Annotated in this window: 13 protein-coding genes; 8 read left to right on the forward strand and 5 right to left on the reverse strand. The window is 66.8% G+C overall.

Translation table 11 applies throughout. From position 1 onward, the window contains the following. Window positions 1-41: 41 nt before the first annotated feature. Both BXU08_RS08975 and BXU08_RS08980 read right to left on the reverse strand, forming a co-directional pair. Window positions 42-1,079, reverse strand: coding sequence for a dipeptide epimerase (locus tag BXU08_RS08975; RefSeq protein ID WP_077509750.1), 1,038 nt, complete (start codon window positions 1,077-1,079; stop codon window positions 42-44). A gap of 4 nt (window positions 1,080-1,083) precedes the next feature. Further along, window positions 1,084-3,057, reverse strand: coding sequence for a serine hydrolase (locus tag BXU08_RS08980; RefSeq protein WP_077509751.1), 1,974 nt, complete (start codon window positions 3,055-3,057; stop codon window positions 1,084-1,086). Between the two features lie 148 nt (window positions 3,058-3,205). On the opposite strand from BXU08_RS08980, the gene BXU08_RS08985 reads away from it, so the two are divergent. Continuing rightward, window positions 3,206-3,835: a helix-turn-helix domain-containing protein gene (locus tag BXU08_RS08985; RefSeq protein ID WP_077509752.1), complete on the forward strand. Its 630-nt coding sequence runs from the start codon at window positions 3,206-3,208 to the stop codon at window positions 3,833-3,835. A 32-nt stretch (window positions 3,836-3,867) separates the two neighbouring features. Here BXU08_RS08985 and BXU08_RS08990 read toward each other — a convergent pair whose 3' ends face one another. Further along, window positions 3,868-6,225, reverse strand: a complete 2,358-nt coding sequence (locus tag BXU08_RS08990; RefSeq protein ID WP_077509753.1) for a penicillin acylase family protein — start codon at window positions 6,223-6,225, stop codon at window positions 3,868-3,870. A gap of 207 nt (window positions 6,226-6,432) precedes the next feature. Between BXU08_RS08990 and BXU08_RS08995 the strand changes: the two genes are divergently transcribed. Continuing rightward, the gene (locus BXU08_RS08995) at window positions 6,433-8,085 is read left to right on the forward strand and encodes an MFS transporter (protein WP_077509754.1); all 1,653 of its coding nucleotides are present in this window, start codon (window positions 6,433-6,435) and stop codon (window positions 8,083-8,085) included. Between the two features lie 74 nt (window positions 8,086-8,159). Here BXU08_RS08995 and ctrA read toward each other — a convergent pair whose 3' ends face one another. Further along, a complete protein-coding gene (gene ctrA, locus BXU08_RS09000) occupies window positions 8,160-8,867 on the reverse strand; it encodes a response regulator transcription factor CtrA (RefSeq protein ID WP_077509755.1) in 708 nt (235 codons plus the stop codon). Between the two features lie 173 nt (window positions 8,868-9,040). Beyond that, on the reverse strand, window positions 9,041-9,955 hold the full coding sequence (locus BXU08_RS09005) for a LysR family transcriptional regulator (protein ID WP_077509756.1): 915 nt from the start codon (window positions 9,953-9,955) through the stop codon (window positions 9,041-9,043). A 97-nt stretch (window positions 9,956-10,052) separates the two neighbouring features. On the opposite strand from BXU08_RS09005, the gene BXU08_RS09010 reads away from it, so the two are divergent. From BXU08_RS09010 to BXU08_RS09035, 6 genes are all read left to right on the forward strand, one after another. Beyond that, on the forward strand, window positions 10,053-10,751 hold the full coding sequence (locus BXU08_RS09010) for a pirin family protein (protein WP_077509757.1): 699 nt from the start codon (window positions 10,053-10,055) through the stop codon (window positions 10,749-10,751). Window positions 10,752-10,809: 58 nt separating this feature from the next. After that, window positions 10,810-11,412, forward strand: a complete 603-nt coding sequence (gene wrbA, locus BXU08_RS09015; protein ID WP_077509758.1) for an NAD(P)H:quinone oxidoreductase — start codon at window positions 10,810-10,812, stop codon at window positions 11,410-11,412. A gap of 114 nt (window positions 11,413-11,526) precedes the next feature. Then, entirely contained in the window at window positions 11,527-12,177 is a 651-nt protein-coding gene (locus BXU08_RS09020; protein WP_077512200.1) for an RluA family pseudouridine synthase, read from the forward strand. Beyond that, the gene (gene arfB, locus BXU08_RS09025) at window positions 12,170-12,571 is read left to right on the forward strand and encodes an alternative ribosome rescue aminoacyl-tRNA hydrolase ArfB (protein WP_077509759.1); all 402 of its coding nucleotides are present in this window, start codon (window positions 12,170-12,172) and stop codon (window positions 12,569-12,571) included. Before BXU08_RS09020 ends, arfB begins: the two co-directional genes overlap by 8 nt. 245 nt (window positions 12,572-12,816) lie before the next feature. Continuing rightward, window positions 12,817-13,302, forward strand: a complete 486-nt coding sequence (locus BXU08_RS09030; protein ID WP_077509760.1) for a GAF domain-containing protein — start codon at window positions 12,817-12,819, stop codon at window positions 13,300-13,302. 127 nt (window positions 13,303-13,429) lie between these two features. After that, window positions 13,430-14,326: an RcnB family protein gene (locus BXU08_RS09035; protein ID WP_077509761.1), complete on the forward strand. Its 897-nt coding sequence runs from the start codon at window positions 13,430-13,432 to the stop codon at window positions 14,324-14,326. Window positions 14,327-14,385 lie beyond the last annotated feature (59 nt).

A 14,385-nucleotide genomic window follows, 5' to 3' on the forward strand; every position in this document is an offset into this window, starting at 1 on the left:
AATTATCTAATCAGGATGGTATTATCCTGATTAGAGAAGTGTCAACCGATATTGCAATTATGTTGCCACGAAGCTGCATGCGCGCGATGGCCCCATACCTCTTCCGGGCAGTGGATATAGCCGTCGGCATAGCGGATGCCGGGCGTGCGATCGGCGGCGAGGAAAGTCGGGCCATCGAGATCGACGACATCGCACAGCTGCCCCAGCAGGAACGCCGGCGCCATCGCCAGGCTGGAGCCGACCATGTTGCCGACCATCACATCCAGCCCGAGCAGGCGCGCGCGCTGCGCGATCGCGACTGCCTCGGTAAGCCCACCGCATTTGTCGAGCTTGATGTTGACCGTGTCGAAACGGCCGACCAGCGCGTCGAGGTCGCCGAGCGTGAGTGCGCTCTCGTCGGCGGCGATCGGGATCGGCGAACTGAACCCGTCGAGATCGGCTTCGCGCCCGCGCGCCAAGGGCTGTTCGAGCAGCGCGACGCCGCATTCGACCAGCACCGCGATCAGCGCATCTAGTTCCCCGACCTGGAAGCCCTGATTGGCATCGACGCCGATCCAGCAATCGCGCCGGGCCGCGCGGACGGCGCGCACCCGGGCAATGTCGAGATCGAGATCACCGGTAAGCTTGAGCTTGAGCGCGCGCGCATCGGCATAACCCGCCGCGCCTTGCGCCATTGTTGCCGGATCGTCCGCCCCCAGCGTGAAGGTCGTGAGCAGCGGCTTGGGTTCAGGCAACCCGGCGAGCTTCCACACTGCAATACCCGCGCGTTTGGCGTCGAGTTCCCACAGCGCGCAATCCGCCGCATTGCGCGCGCCGCCCGCGGGTAGCGCTTGCTGGAGGTCGGCACGAGTCATGCCGTCGCCCAGCCCCGCGCGCACCGTTTCCAGCGCGGCGGTCATCGCCGTTTCGTCGTCGCCGAGATAATAGACCCCGCTCGCCTCGCCGCGTCCCGTGTGGAGGCCGTCGCTGAGCGTGACGACCACCACGGGAGACTCGGTGAAGACATGGCCCGAGATCCGGAACGGCTTCGCGAAGGGAAGCCGCTCCACGCGCACATCGACGGAAAGACGCTGCACCATCGGTTCAGAACTCGGTGCCGAAGCTGATCAGCTTGTAGACCAAGGCGGTCCACAGGATGAAGAAGCTGCCGAGCACGAGCAGCACGCTCCACAGCTTGGCGAACCAGCCGCTCTTGCGCGTCCAGGCAAGCCAGGCGTTCCAGATCGACAGCCCGAACAGCCCGAAGAAAGCCAGCGTGCCGACCAGCTGGAGCAGCAGGAGCAGCCCGTCGGTCGAGCCATGGCTCTCGAAATCCTCGAGCCCCGAGATCGCCACCAGCCAGCCGACCAGCACCGCGATCACCAGCCAGGCGACGCCGCGGACGACGCGGTAGGTCCGCCGCGCCTCGCCTTCGAGCAGGAGTGGCGCGCCATAGCGGCGACGGGCGACCCAGCCGACCGGCCAGGACAGCGCAGTAAGGAACACCACGCCGATGCCGAACAGCAAGGCGGGCAGCAGCCACGCCGCGTCGAGCGCGCCGGGCGTCGGATACCAGACCATGAACGGCGAGACTTCGCCGAAGCTCCAGCGCGCGACCTTGCCATCGACCACCTGCGCGGCGAGCCGCTCATGGCCATAGGCGTCCTGCCAGACGAATGGCTCGACTTCGATCAGTTTGCGCGGCGCGCCGCCTGGGCTGGTCAGCGCCGGGATCACCGGGCGCCCCTCGGCGTCGAGCGTGACCTTGGTGTCGCCGATCAGCCCGATGACCTTGGCGAAGCTCGAATCGATCCGGCGGCTGTTGGTCCAGGTGCCGACGAGCAGCTTCGAATGCTCCTTGGCGGTGGCCAGCTCGACCGGCGGCTTCTTGTTCGGATCGGGCAGATAGCGGTCGGCGAATTCCTCGAACAGCCGCCCGCGCAGCACCCGGGCGACGCCGTCCTTCCCGTTGCTGTTCATCGAGATGTAGAGCCCGACATTATCTTGCGGAAAGATCCACAGATCGCTGTGGAAATAGACCGTGTCGCCGCCATGCGCGATTGCACGGTGGCCGTTGATCTTCTGTTCGTAGAAGCCGAGCGCCATTGTGTTGATCGTCGGGATCGCGCTCTGCTGGGCGCTGTGCATCTGCGCCGCAGTCGCCGGGCTGAGCAGCGGGCCGCCCTGGCTGAGGTGCGCTATCATGAACTTGGCCATGTCGCCGCCGCTGATCGCCGAGGAGCCCGCGGGCGCCATGCCGATCTCTTCATACTTCTTGGCCTCGCCCGAGCCGAGTTCGTAGCCCTGCGACATGAACGGCTTGAGCTTGGCAGGGAGCGGCTGGCGGAACGTGGCATACTGCATCCCCAGCCGGCCGAAGATGTTGCGATCGACATAATCGTCGAACGGCATCCCCGAGACGCGCTCGACGATATAGCCCGCGAGCGCGGTGGCGTAGTTCGAATAGGCCGGGGTGCTGCCCGGCGCGTATATCCGCTCGGGGATGCGGTGCTTGACCACCTCGCCCAGCGGCGCGACCGGCTTGTCGAAGCTGAGCAAGCCCTTGATGATCTCCTCGAAGCCGGCGGTGTGCGTCATGATCTGGCGCAGCGTGATCGGCTTGCCGTCGTGGGGCGGTATCTTGAAGTCGAGATACTGGTTGACGTCGGCGTCGAGGTTGAGCTTGCCCGCCTCGACCTGCTGCATCACCGCGGTCCAGGTATAGAGCTTGGAGACCGAGCCGGGGCGAAACAAAGTGGTCGCCGGATCGACCTGTTTGCGCTTGTCGACATCGGCATAGCCGAAGCCGCGCTGGGTGAGCACCTGCCCGTCCTTGACCACGACAACCACCGCGCCGGCGACGTCGCCGCGGGCGAGCGCATAGGGCATGAAGCCGTCGAGCCAGGCATCGGCATCGGTCTTGGTGAGCGAGGCGGTTGCCGCGGGACTTGCCGACACGCTCGCCTCGGGTGTCTGCGCCACTGGCGTCAGCGGCGCAGGCGCCTGGGTAAAGGCCGGCATACCGATAGCGAGCCCCAGCAATCCTGCCGCGAGCACCGAAAGCGAACGTTTCCACATCGCGCTAATCCCCTTTGTCCTCCGCGGGCTCCGGCCATCTCGATTGCGCCGGTTTGCTTCTGCGGTTAGGCTATATCCAGAACGAACCAGTTACGCCTGATTGAGACATAATGATCCTGTTCGGAAAAATGTCAAACCGAGGGTACAAATGGCTACGCGGCTGAAGCCCGAGCACCCGACGCTGGGTGCGCTGCTGCGCCAGCTGCGCGCCCGGAACAGCTGGACGCTCAAGGAGATGAGCGTGCGCAGCGGCATCCCGGTATCGACCTTGTCCAAGGTCGAGCACGATCGGCTGACGCTGACCTATGACAAGCTCCTCCAGCTCAGCCAGCGGCTCAACATCCGCATGTCCGAGCTGTTCGCCGAGAATGACTCGCCCGCCGAGGCGCCGGTGACCGCGCGGCGCAGCATCGGCGATCTCGACCGCGCGGTGCGGGTGAACACCGCGAACTACGACTATTATTATCTCTGCACCGAGCTGCGCAGGAAGCGGATGATCCCGGTGATCACCCGGGTGCGCGCCAAGTCGGTCGAGGAATTCGGCGACCTCGTCCACCATTCTGGCGAGGAGTTCATCTACATCGTCAGCGGCCGCATCGTGGTCCACACCGAGTTCTACGATCCGGTGACGCTCGAGGCTGGCGAATCGATCTACATCGATTCGAACATGGGCCATGCCTATGTCACCGGCGAAGGCTGCGACGAGGCGGTGGTGCTCGGCGTGTGCTCGAGCGCCGAGGACGGGCTGATGGATTCGCTGCTCAACTTGCACGGGTAACTCTCCCCTCCCTGCATGCGGGGGGGGGGGAATTATCGCTTCGGCCTCAACTGCGTCCGCCCCGTGGCCCGCGCATCCACCGCCGCCTTGCTGAACAGCATCGGCTGCATCGCCCCCGCGATCCACGGGGCGTATTGGTCACGGTGGTGCGGCGAGCGCGGGTCGTTCGACTGGCCGGGCAAATTGAGCATCAGCGAATTGTCCCACGCGCCGACGTCGATCACCTGGAGGTAGCTCGCCCCGCCGCCGGTCCGCCAGCCGGGGCCGCTGCCCAGCCAGCGCGCCATCACCGTGTATGAATCGCCCCCCGATCCCTCGCCCTCGATCGGCGGAAACGCCTTGGCGATCGCCGGAATGCGCGACAGCGGATGCTGGATGCGGACCTGGTGCAACGCGTCCCAGCGCCACGTCGCCGGATCGCTACCCATCAGCTCGTGCGCCGAAGCCCATGCCGCGACCAGCGCCGCGTCGAGCATCGCATCGCGCGCCGCCATAGGATCCGCCCCGAGCCGCGCATCGGGCTTGGCGAGCAGCCCGAGCAGCACCGAAGGCGCGACCTCGCGGACGAGATGCTTTGCGCGCACGGGCACGATCGCGGCAAGCATCCGCTTGCCGAGATCGCGCCAAAGAATCTCGAACAACGCCGCCGCGCCGCTCGCGCCGTCGATCCGCGCATCCCAGCCGCGCAGCATGTCGCTCGCAGGCGATGGCCGCACCGGAAGCAGCGCGACCAGCTGCCGCGCCGGCTCCGAAAACGTGTCGTGATGCAGCGCGACGCTGTCGATCAGGCGGTGCTTGTCCTGCTGCGACAGCACATCGACGATCCGCTCGTAGCGATAGGGATCGCGGAACGAGAAGGCCGGGATGCGGTCGCGCGGCCAATCGGCGGGGAGGTTGTTCTGGTTGGCCGAGGCGAACCAGCCCTTGCTCGGATTATACTCGCTGGGCAGCGCCGTGAAGTTGCGCATTCCGGTCCAGTCATAGCGTCCGTCACCGGGCACGGGCAGCAGCCCTTCGCCCTTGCGCCGCACCGGCGCGAAGCCGATCACCTGCCAGCCGGTATTCCCGTCGACATCGGCATAATGGAAGTTGGTCGGCGAGGGATGCAGCGGAAACGCCTTCTTGAGGCTCTTCCAGTCCTTCGCCAGGTTGATCGCGATCATCGCGAACGCGCCGTGCCCGCCCGGCTGCATCCCGATCGACGCCACCGCCGTAGCCCGCCGCCGCGCCGGATCGTGCGACACCACCGGCCCCTGTGCGCAATAGCGCAGCACCGTCACATAAGGCGCCCCGCCCTTGACCGGAATCGCCACCTCGACCTTGCGGAAGGCCTTCCAGCCGCCGTCGTGGCGATAGCGCTCGGGGTCGGACGGATCGAGTTCAAGTACGAACAGGTCGAGCTGGTCGATATGGAAATTGGTCCGCCCGAACGCGAAACGGTCGGTGTGCCCCTGCATGATCCCGGGCAGCCCGGGCGAGCCGCCGCCGATCACGTCGAGCCCCGGCGCGCTCAGATGCGCGACGTGGCGCGGCCCGAACCCGCCGATGCCGAGATGCGGATCGTTGGCAAGGATCGGCCGGCCGGTAGCGGAGCGCGACGGCGCCACCGTCCAGGCATTGCTGCCGGCATTGGCACGCGTCTCGGGCCCCGCGGCGGGATCGGCGACCGGGGTCTCGGCGCTGAATGGCAGGCTGCCGAGCTGGAGCATGCCGAGATCGGCCTCCGACACCGCGGCAGGATTTAGCCCCTCGGGCACCGTCATCTTCCAGCTCGGACGCAGCGGCGCGATGATCGCATCCAGATCGAGCAGCCCCAGCGCGGCGAGTTGGGCACGGCGCACTTCGTCATCGGCATTGTCGATTGATGCGCCGCGCGCGAGCACTAGATCGCGCAACTCCCAGCGCAGCGGCGCGATCCCGAGGATGCCATATTCGAGCGGCAGCAGCGCAGGATCGGCGAGCACTTCGTCGATCCGCGCGTTGATCCCGGCGACATAGGCGCGCGCGCAGGCCAGCACATTCTCGGGCACGCTGCGCAACTCGGCGTCCAGGTCGCCGCGATAGTGGAACAGCCGCGCGGTTGCGTCATGTTTGGCGAAGTCGGCGCCGAACACTTCGGCGAGCCGCCCGAGCTCGCGCCGGTGCGACAAATCCACCTGGAACATCCGGTCGCGGGCGACGACATAGCCCTGACCGAAAAACGCATCGGGGATCGAGGCGGCGCGGATATGCGGTACGCCATATGCGTCGTCGACGATCTCGATCGGTGCATCGAGCCCGCGCACCGCCGCATCGCGAACCGGCCTGGCCAATTGCACGCGCGCGACGGCGGCGGGTGCCAGCGCCAGCGTCGCGACCGAGCCGAGCAGGAAGAAACGGCGGTCGAACATCGGCAAATCGTCCTGTAATGGCGTCGCGGCGAAGCTAGCGCCGCACGCGGCGGCGTCGCATGGCAAGCGCTTCCTCGCCCATAGGATGCGGCTATGGCCGGCAAAGCCATCAGACACGATACAACCTAGCGCTCCCTTGAAGCCATCGGCGCCCGATCGGATTGGAGACGTTCGGGATCGCCCGGACGATTGAGGGATTGACCCGCCATGGACGTTCGCCGCGAAACCAGCTCTCCCTTCGGTCTGCCCCTTTTCCGCGCAGTGTGGATCGCCAGCCTCGCGTCGAACTTCGGCGGCCTTATCCAGTCGGTCGGCGCGTCGTGGATGATGACCAGCCTCAGCGGCTCGCCGCAGATGATCGCGCTGGTCCAGGCATCGACGACGCTGCCGATCATGCTGCTCTCGCTATGGGCGGGTGCCGTTGCCGACAATCTCGATCGCCGCCGAGTGATGCTCGCCGCGCAATTCTTCATGCTGCTGGTCTCGGCGGCGCTGGCGATCGGCAGCTGGGCGGGGCTGCTCACTCCGTGGCTGCTGCTGGCGTTCACCTTCCTGATCGGCTGCGGCACCGCGATCAACGGCCCGGCCTGGCAGGCCTCGGTCGGTGACATGGTGCCGCGCACGATGCTGCCCAACGCCGTGGCGCTGAACAGCATGGGGTTCAATGTCGCACGCAGCGTCGGCCCCGCGATCGGCGGCGCGATCGTCGCGGTGGCAGGCGCTGCGACAGCCTTCCTGATCAACGCGGTCAGCTATGTCGGGCTGATCGCCGTGCTTGCGCGGTGGAAGCCCGACCTCCCGCCGGCCCGGCTGCCGCGTGAGCGGATCGGCGTCGCGATGACGGCCGGGATCCGCTACGTCCGGCTCTCGCCGCCGATCCGCACAGTCCTGCTGCGCGCGGCGCTGTTCGGCTTCCCGGCGATCGCAGTGCCGGCGATGATGCCGCTGGTCGCCCGCGACATCGTCGGCGGCGGGCCACTCACCTATGGCCTGCTGCTCGGCGCGTTCGGGCTCGGTGCCGTCGGTGGGGCACTCGGCAGCAATTGGCTGCGAAACCGGCTGACCACCGAGAATCTGGTGCGGCTGTCGGCCCCGGCGCTGGCGATCGGCGCGGCGGCGACGGCGGCGACGAGCTGGCTGGCATTGACTCTCGTCGCGCTGGCGCTGTGCGGCGCCGGCTGGGTGGTGGCATTGTCGACGTTCAACGTCAGCGTCCAGATGGCATCACCGCGCTGGGTCGTCGCGCGCGCACTCTCGCTCTATCAGATGGCGGCATTTGGCGGAATGGCCGCGGGCAGCTGGGTGTTCGGCCTGATCGCCGATACGCGCGGCGTCGAGACCGCGCTCCTCGCCGCCGCCGTGGTCCAGATGCTGAGCGTCGCCGCTGGCCTGGTCTGGCACCTGCCCGCGATCAGCCAGCTCAACCTCGATCCGCGCGACAGCTGGCTCGAGCCCGAAACCGCCGTCCCTGTCGAGCCCCGCAGCGGCCCGATCGTGATCACGATCGAGCATCGCATCGCCGAAACCAATGTCCCCGCCTTCCTCGCCGTGATGAGCGAGCGCCGCCGCATCCGCCGGCGCGACGGCGCACGGCACTGGGCGCTGTTGCGCGACCTCGGCGATGCCGAACTGTGGATCGAGCGCTATCATGTCGCGACGTGGCTCGATTACGTCCGCCACAATCACCGCCGTACCCATGCCGACGACGCCAATAGCGAAGCGCTGCGCCAGCTGCGCATCGGCGACATCGAACCCGTCGTCCATCGCAGGATCGAGCGCCAGACCGGCTCGCTTCCCGGCTCGCGCAGCCCCGACCCGCGCGAACTCGGCTCGGTAACCGATCCCACCGGCTCGGCCTGACCAAGCCGCCCGCCTAGACAAGAAAAAGCCGCGGCCCTTTCGGACCGCGGCTTCTTGCCCCCATTTGTCTGGTGTCAGGCGACTTCGGTAAGTGCCTCTTCGCCGCCCTCGGGCTCGCGCAGCACATAGCCGCGGCCCCAGACGGTCTCGATGTAATTCTCGCCTTCGCACGCCATGCTGAGCTTCTTGCGCAGCTTGCAGATGAAGACGTCGATGATCTTGAGCTCGGGCTCGTCCATTCCGCCATAGAGGTGGTTGAGGAACATTTCCTTGGTGAGCGTGGTACCCTTGCGGAGCGAAAGCAGCTCCAGCATCGCATATTCCTTGCCGGTCAGGTGCACGCGGGCGCCATCGACTTCGACCGTCTTGGCGTCGAGGTTGACGGCCAGCTTGCCGGTACGGATGACCGACTGGCTATGACCCTTCGAGCGGCGGACGACGGCGTGGATGCGCGCGACCAGCTCTTCGCGGTGGAACGGCTTGGTGACGTAATCGTCGGCGCCGAAGCCGAAGCTGCGCACCTTCGAATCCATTTCGTTGATGCCCGACAGGATCAGCACCGGCGTCTGCACGCGGGCGACGCGGACCTTCTTGAGCACGTCATAGCCGTGCATGTCCGGCAGGTTGAGGTCGAGCAGGATGATGTCGTAATCATACAGCTTTGCCAGATCGAGGCCTTCTTCGCCCAGATCCGTGGTGTAGACATTGAACCCTTCGGTCGAGAGCATCAGCTCGATCGCCTTGGCAGTCGACGGCTCATCCTCGATCAGCAGCACGCGCATCGTCGGTTCCCCTGTCCTCACACGCGTTTGGGGCCCCGTGGCCGACGCGCTGGACGAATTCATTAACCTAAGCACCTCTGAAGGCAAAAGGTTAATTTCCGACTAACCCGGCTTGTTCCACGAGTCGTAGGGAATCTACCTAAACGCAGACTCAAACTCGTTTCGGAGTCGAGTCATAAACGCGCTTCACCGCAGATTCGCTTCAGCCGGTCGCTGAGGAATTCGATCAGCGCCTCGACTCGCGCAGGACGCAATGTGCCCGGCGGCGTCAGCAAATGCAGCCCCGCCGCGCCGACCGCCCAGTCGCTAAGCACTGACTCCAGCCGCCCGGCGGCGATATCCTCGGCCACTAGGAAGTCGGGCAGGCGCGCGACGCCCAATCCCGCGCGTAAGGCGGGCAGCATCGCATCGCCATTGTCGGTGCGGATCGGTCCGTCGATCCGGACGACCGCCTCCTCGCCGCCCGCGCGGCGAAAGCGCCACACATCGGGGGTGGCGGTGTTGGTATAGACGAAGCAGGCATGCGTCGCGAGATCGGCCGGATGGCGCGGTCGCCCGACGCGATCGAAATAGGCGGGCGACGCGACGATGTGCCCGGTGACCGGCCCCAGCCGCCGCGCGCGCAGCGAAGAGTCCGGCAGTTCGGCGATGCGCAGCGCGATGTCGATCCCCTCGCCGACGATGTCGACGAACGCGTCCGAGAGGCGCAGATCGACCTTGATCCCCGGATGCAACGCCATGAAGTCTGCCAGCGCCGGCGCGACCGCCTGGATGCCGAAGGTCAGCGGCGCCGCGACGCGCACCAGCCCGGCCGGCGCGCTCGCGGATTCGAACGCCGCCTCCTCGGCTGCTTCGCCTTCGGAACGGATACGCTGGGCGTGATCGGCAAGCGCACGGCCGCTGTCGGTCAGCGTCAGCCGCCGCGAGGTGCGATGGAACAGCGACGTCCCCAGTCGCGCCTCGAGCCGGGTGATCGCCTTCGACACCGTCGCCTTGGATACCGCCAGCGCGTCCGCCGCGCCGCTGAACGAGCGATGCTCGACCACGGCGGCGAAGATCGCCCAGGCTTCGAAATCGGGTAGCTTCATTCCCAATGCGTATCATGGAAACGATCGGTTTCCAACGTTTCCATTTACGGCATGATCCCGTTCCCTATCTTGGCACCAACACCAAGGGAGATCAGCGATGATCGAGAAACGCACTTTTGAAAGCCTCGGCCATGCCGACCATGGCTGGCTCAATGCCCGCCACCATTTCAGCTTCGCCGATTATTATGATCCGGCCCGCACGAGCTGGGGCTCGCTCCGCGTGTGGAACGACGACGAGATCGCCGCGAACAGCGGTTTCCCGGCGCATCCGCACCAGAATATGGAGATCATCACCTATGTCCGCTCGGGTGCGATCACCCATCAGGACTCGCTGGGCAACAAAGGCCGCACCGAGGCCGGCGACGTCCAGGTGATGAGCGCAGGCAACGGCGTGCGCCACTCCGAATATAATCTCGAGCCCGAGACCACGCGCATCTTCCAGATCTGGATCGTGCCGCGCGAGGCCGGCGGCCAGCCGAGCTGGGGCGCCAAGCCCTTCCCCAAGGGCGACCGTTCGGGGAAGTTCGTCACGCTCGCCTCGGGTTTCGAAGGCGATGACGAGGCGCTGCCGATCCGGGCCAATGCCCGGGTCCTGGGCGCGACACTCAAGGCCGGCGAAAGCGTCGAGCACAGCATCGGTGACGGTCGCCACGTTTACCTCGTCCCCGCCGTCGGCGCAGTCGAGATCGACGGCGAGCGCATCGACACCCGCGACGGCGCGGCGCTCTCGGGCGGCCAGACCGTGACGATCAAGGCACTCGAAGACGCCGAGATCGTCCTGGTCGACGCCGAATAATCAAACTTCGCCCCTCCCTCGACCGGGGAGGGGCGCCTTCTTCAAAGGGAACGCCACCATGTCCAAGATCCTCGTCCTCTATTATTCGTCCTACGGCCACCTCGCGAAGATGGCCGATGCCGTCGCCGAGGGCGCGCGCAGCGCCGGCGCGCAAGTCGATGTCCGCCGCGTTCCCGAGACCGCGCCCGCCGAAGTCGCGGCCGCATCGGGCTTCGTCGCCGATCATAGCCATCCGGTGCTCGAGGACGTCAACGAGCTCGCCAACTATGACGGCATCATCGTCGGCGCGCCGACTCGCTTCGGCCGGATGTCGAGCCAGATGGCGAGCTTCTGGGATCGTGCCGGCGGCGTCTGGTTCCAGGGCCAGCTCAACGGCAAGGTCGGCGGCGCCTTTACGTCAACTGCTTCGCAGCATGGCGGTCAGGAAACCACGCTCTTCTCGATCATCACCAACCTGCTCCACTTCGGCCTGACGATCGTCGGGCTCGACTATGGATTCCAGGGGCAGGCCGGCGTCGACGAGGTCAAGGGCGGCTCGCCCTATGGCGCGACGACGATCGCCGATGGCGACGGCAGCCGCCTGCCGAGCCAGGTCGAACTGGACGGCGCGCGCTATCAGGGCCGCCGCATCGCCGAGGTGGCCAACAAGCTCGCGGCCTGACCGCGCATGCGAGCCGCGTAACAGCCCTCTCCCTGCGCGGCTCGAACGAAGCGGCGGTTCGGCGAAAGCCGGACCGCCGCTTTCCGTTTGGGCGGACTGCTCTATATGCGGGCCATGCTCCATGACCGCGTACTCTTCATCGACGGCGAAGCGATGGTGATCGACAAGCCCGCCGGCCTGCCGGTCGATCGCCCGCGCGACCGCTCGCAAAGCCTGGAGGACATGCTCGAGCAGCTGACCTTCGGCTTCCAGCGCCTGCCCCTGCCCGTCCACCGGCTCGACCGCGATACCAGCGGATGCCTGTTGCTCGCGCGCAATCCCAAGGCGCACAAGCGCTTCGGCCAGGCGTTCGAAGCCGGCACCGTGGTCAAGCGCTATGTCGCGATCCTCGAAGGCGAACCCGCCGACGAGGAAGGCGCGATCGACCTGCCGCTGATCAAGATCTCCACCGAGGAGGAAGGCTGGCGGATGACCGGCGCCAATAACGGCAAGCCCGCGCGCACGCGCTGGCAGGTGCTCGAGCGCAGGAACGGCCGGGCGATGCTCGCCTTCTTCCCCGAGACCGGCCGCACCCACCAGATACGTGTCCACGCCGCCGAGGGCCTCGGCCTGCCGATCGTCGGAGACCCGGTCTATGGCAAGGGCGGCCCCGCCGTGATGCTCCACGCCGCCGCGCTGACCATCCCGCGCGAAGGCAAGCCCGACATCCACGCCGAAGCGCCGCTGCCGCTGCGCTTCGGCAATATCGGCTTCGGCCGTGGCTGATCTGCCCGACGAGGCGATCGTCGAGGAGAAGTTCCTCGCCGCCTCCGGCCCGGGCGGCCAGAACGTCAACAAGGTCGCGACCGCGGTCCAGCTGCGGATCAACGTGTTCGCGCTCGGCCTGCCGCCTTATGCCTATCAGCAGCTCAAGACGCTGGCGGGCACCAAGATGACCGCCGCGGGCGAGCTGGTGATCACCGCGCGCAAGTTCCGCACCCAGGACGCCAACCGCAGCGATGCCCGCGAGCGGGTCGCCGAGCTGATCGACAAGGCACTCGAACGCCAGGCGAGGCGCGTGAAGACCAAGCCGAGCAAGGGAGCGAAGGCGCGGCGTGTGGACGAAAAGAAGGGCCGCAGCGAGGTGAAAGCGGGACGCGGACGGGTGCGGTTCGACTGAACCTTCCCGCCCGTCGGGAATGGGAGGTCGGATCGCGCCGCGCGATCCTCGATCATGCGGGGCATGATCGTCCTCGCACTGGCTGCGCAGACTTAGATCGGCTTCTGGCCTTAGTCGGAGCTGGGTGAGGGGATCACCCTATCGAGAGCGCATCCCCTCGTCCAACCTCCGCTAGGCAGCAAGCTGCCAAGCTGCGGTATCCTTCTCCCTCTGGAGAAGGTTTACCCATTCGCTATATACCGCTCATGTACAGCTTCGACATCGCCGCCGGCTCCAAGTCCGAACTCTATCGCGACCTCGCTGCCGCGCTCGACGCGCTCACCGCCGACGAGCCTGACGCGATCGCCAACATGGCCAATGTATCGGCGCTGATCGGTCAATATCTGCCCGATCTCAACTGGTCCGGCTTCTACCGCAATGTCGGCGACGAGCTCGTCCTCGGCCCCTTCCAGGGCAAGGCCGCCTGCATCCGTATTCCGTTCGGCAAGGGCGTGTGCGGCGCCGCTGCGGCGACGCGCGAGACGCAGCTGGTCGAGGACGTCCACGCCTTTCCCGGCCACATCGCCTGCGATGCTGCCAGCCGCTCCGAGCTGGTCGTTCCGATCGTCCACCAGGGTGCGCTGCTCGGGGTGCTCGATCTCGACAGTCCGCTGCCCGCGCGGTTCGATGCCGGCGACGCCGCTGGCTGCGAGGCGCTGATGCGGATCCTCGCGCCTAGGCTGGTCGGGTGAATCTCGCGATGATACGCTGCCCCGCATTGGGACAGGTTTGAGCCGCGCGCGCGATTTCGTGCACGCGGCGTAACGGTTACTTCTTCGTTAAGCGCAGGCAGCGGCCTGCAAGAAGGAGTATGACGAAGTGCGCAGCTATTGGTTGGCAGCGGCGGTGATCGCCGGGGTTGCGGGCGCGACGCCCGCCACGGCGCAGCGCGTGTGGCAGGACGGCCGCTGGGTCGTCATGCCGCGGACCTCGGCGCCAATGGTGGCGCGGACCAATCCGCATCGCTGGTCGATGCGCGACGGGCGATGGGACGCGGGCTATCGCGCGCCGGGCGGCTGGAACAGCTATCGCAGGCTCCATCGCGGCGCGACGCTGCCGGGCTATTGGCGTGGTGCCGATTTCCGCGTTCAGGACTATCTGAGCTTCGGTCTCGCCGCGCCGCCCCACGGCTATTCGTGGGTGCGCTATTATGACGACGCAGTGCTCGTCGATCAGGAAGGCAGCGTCTGGGATTCGCGCGACGGCATTGCCTGGGGCGGCGCGGTCGCTGCAGCGAGCGCAAGCGCAGGCTACGCCGTCGCGGACAGCCGGGCCGGCGTCGGCGCGGGCTATCCTGCGCCGCGGATCGAGCCGGTCGATCCCGACGACTATTATGACGGCGGCTATGACGATGGCCCGCCACCCCCGCCCTATGACGCGCCCCCGCCGCCGCGTCCCTATGACGACGACGATCGCGAACCCTATCGCGGTCCCTATCCCGGCGGCGATCGCGGGCCGATCGCGCCGCCGCCGCCCGCCGTCCACTATGCGCAGCCGCCCGCTTGTCCGCAGGTCTGCCCAAGCGGCTATCCCGCCGGCATGACGTGGCAGAACGGCACCTGGGTCGGCAGCTATGGTGGCTATGCCGGGACCACGACCACCGTCGTCGTGATCCCCGCGGTGACCACCACCACGACCGTCACGGAATATGTCGAGCGCTCCTACGCACGCCGCCCTACCAAGCGCCTGCTCCGCAAGAAGTGCGCCTGCCGCTGAGCTAAAACTCCCCCTCCCTGCAAGGGAGGGGATCAAGGGTTGGTATATCAAGGATTGGC

Origin of the sequence: Sphingomonas sp. LM7 (assembly GCF_002002925.1) — a bacterium.
Classification (GTDB): Bacteria; Pseudomonadota; Alphaproteobacteria; order Sphingomonadales; family Sphingomonadaceae; genus Sphingomonas.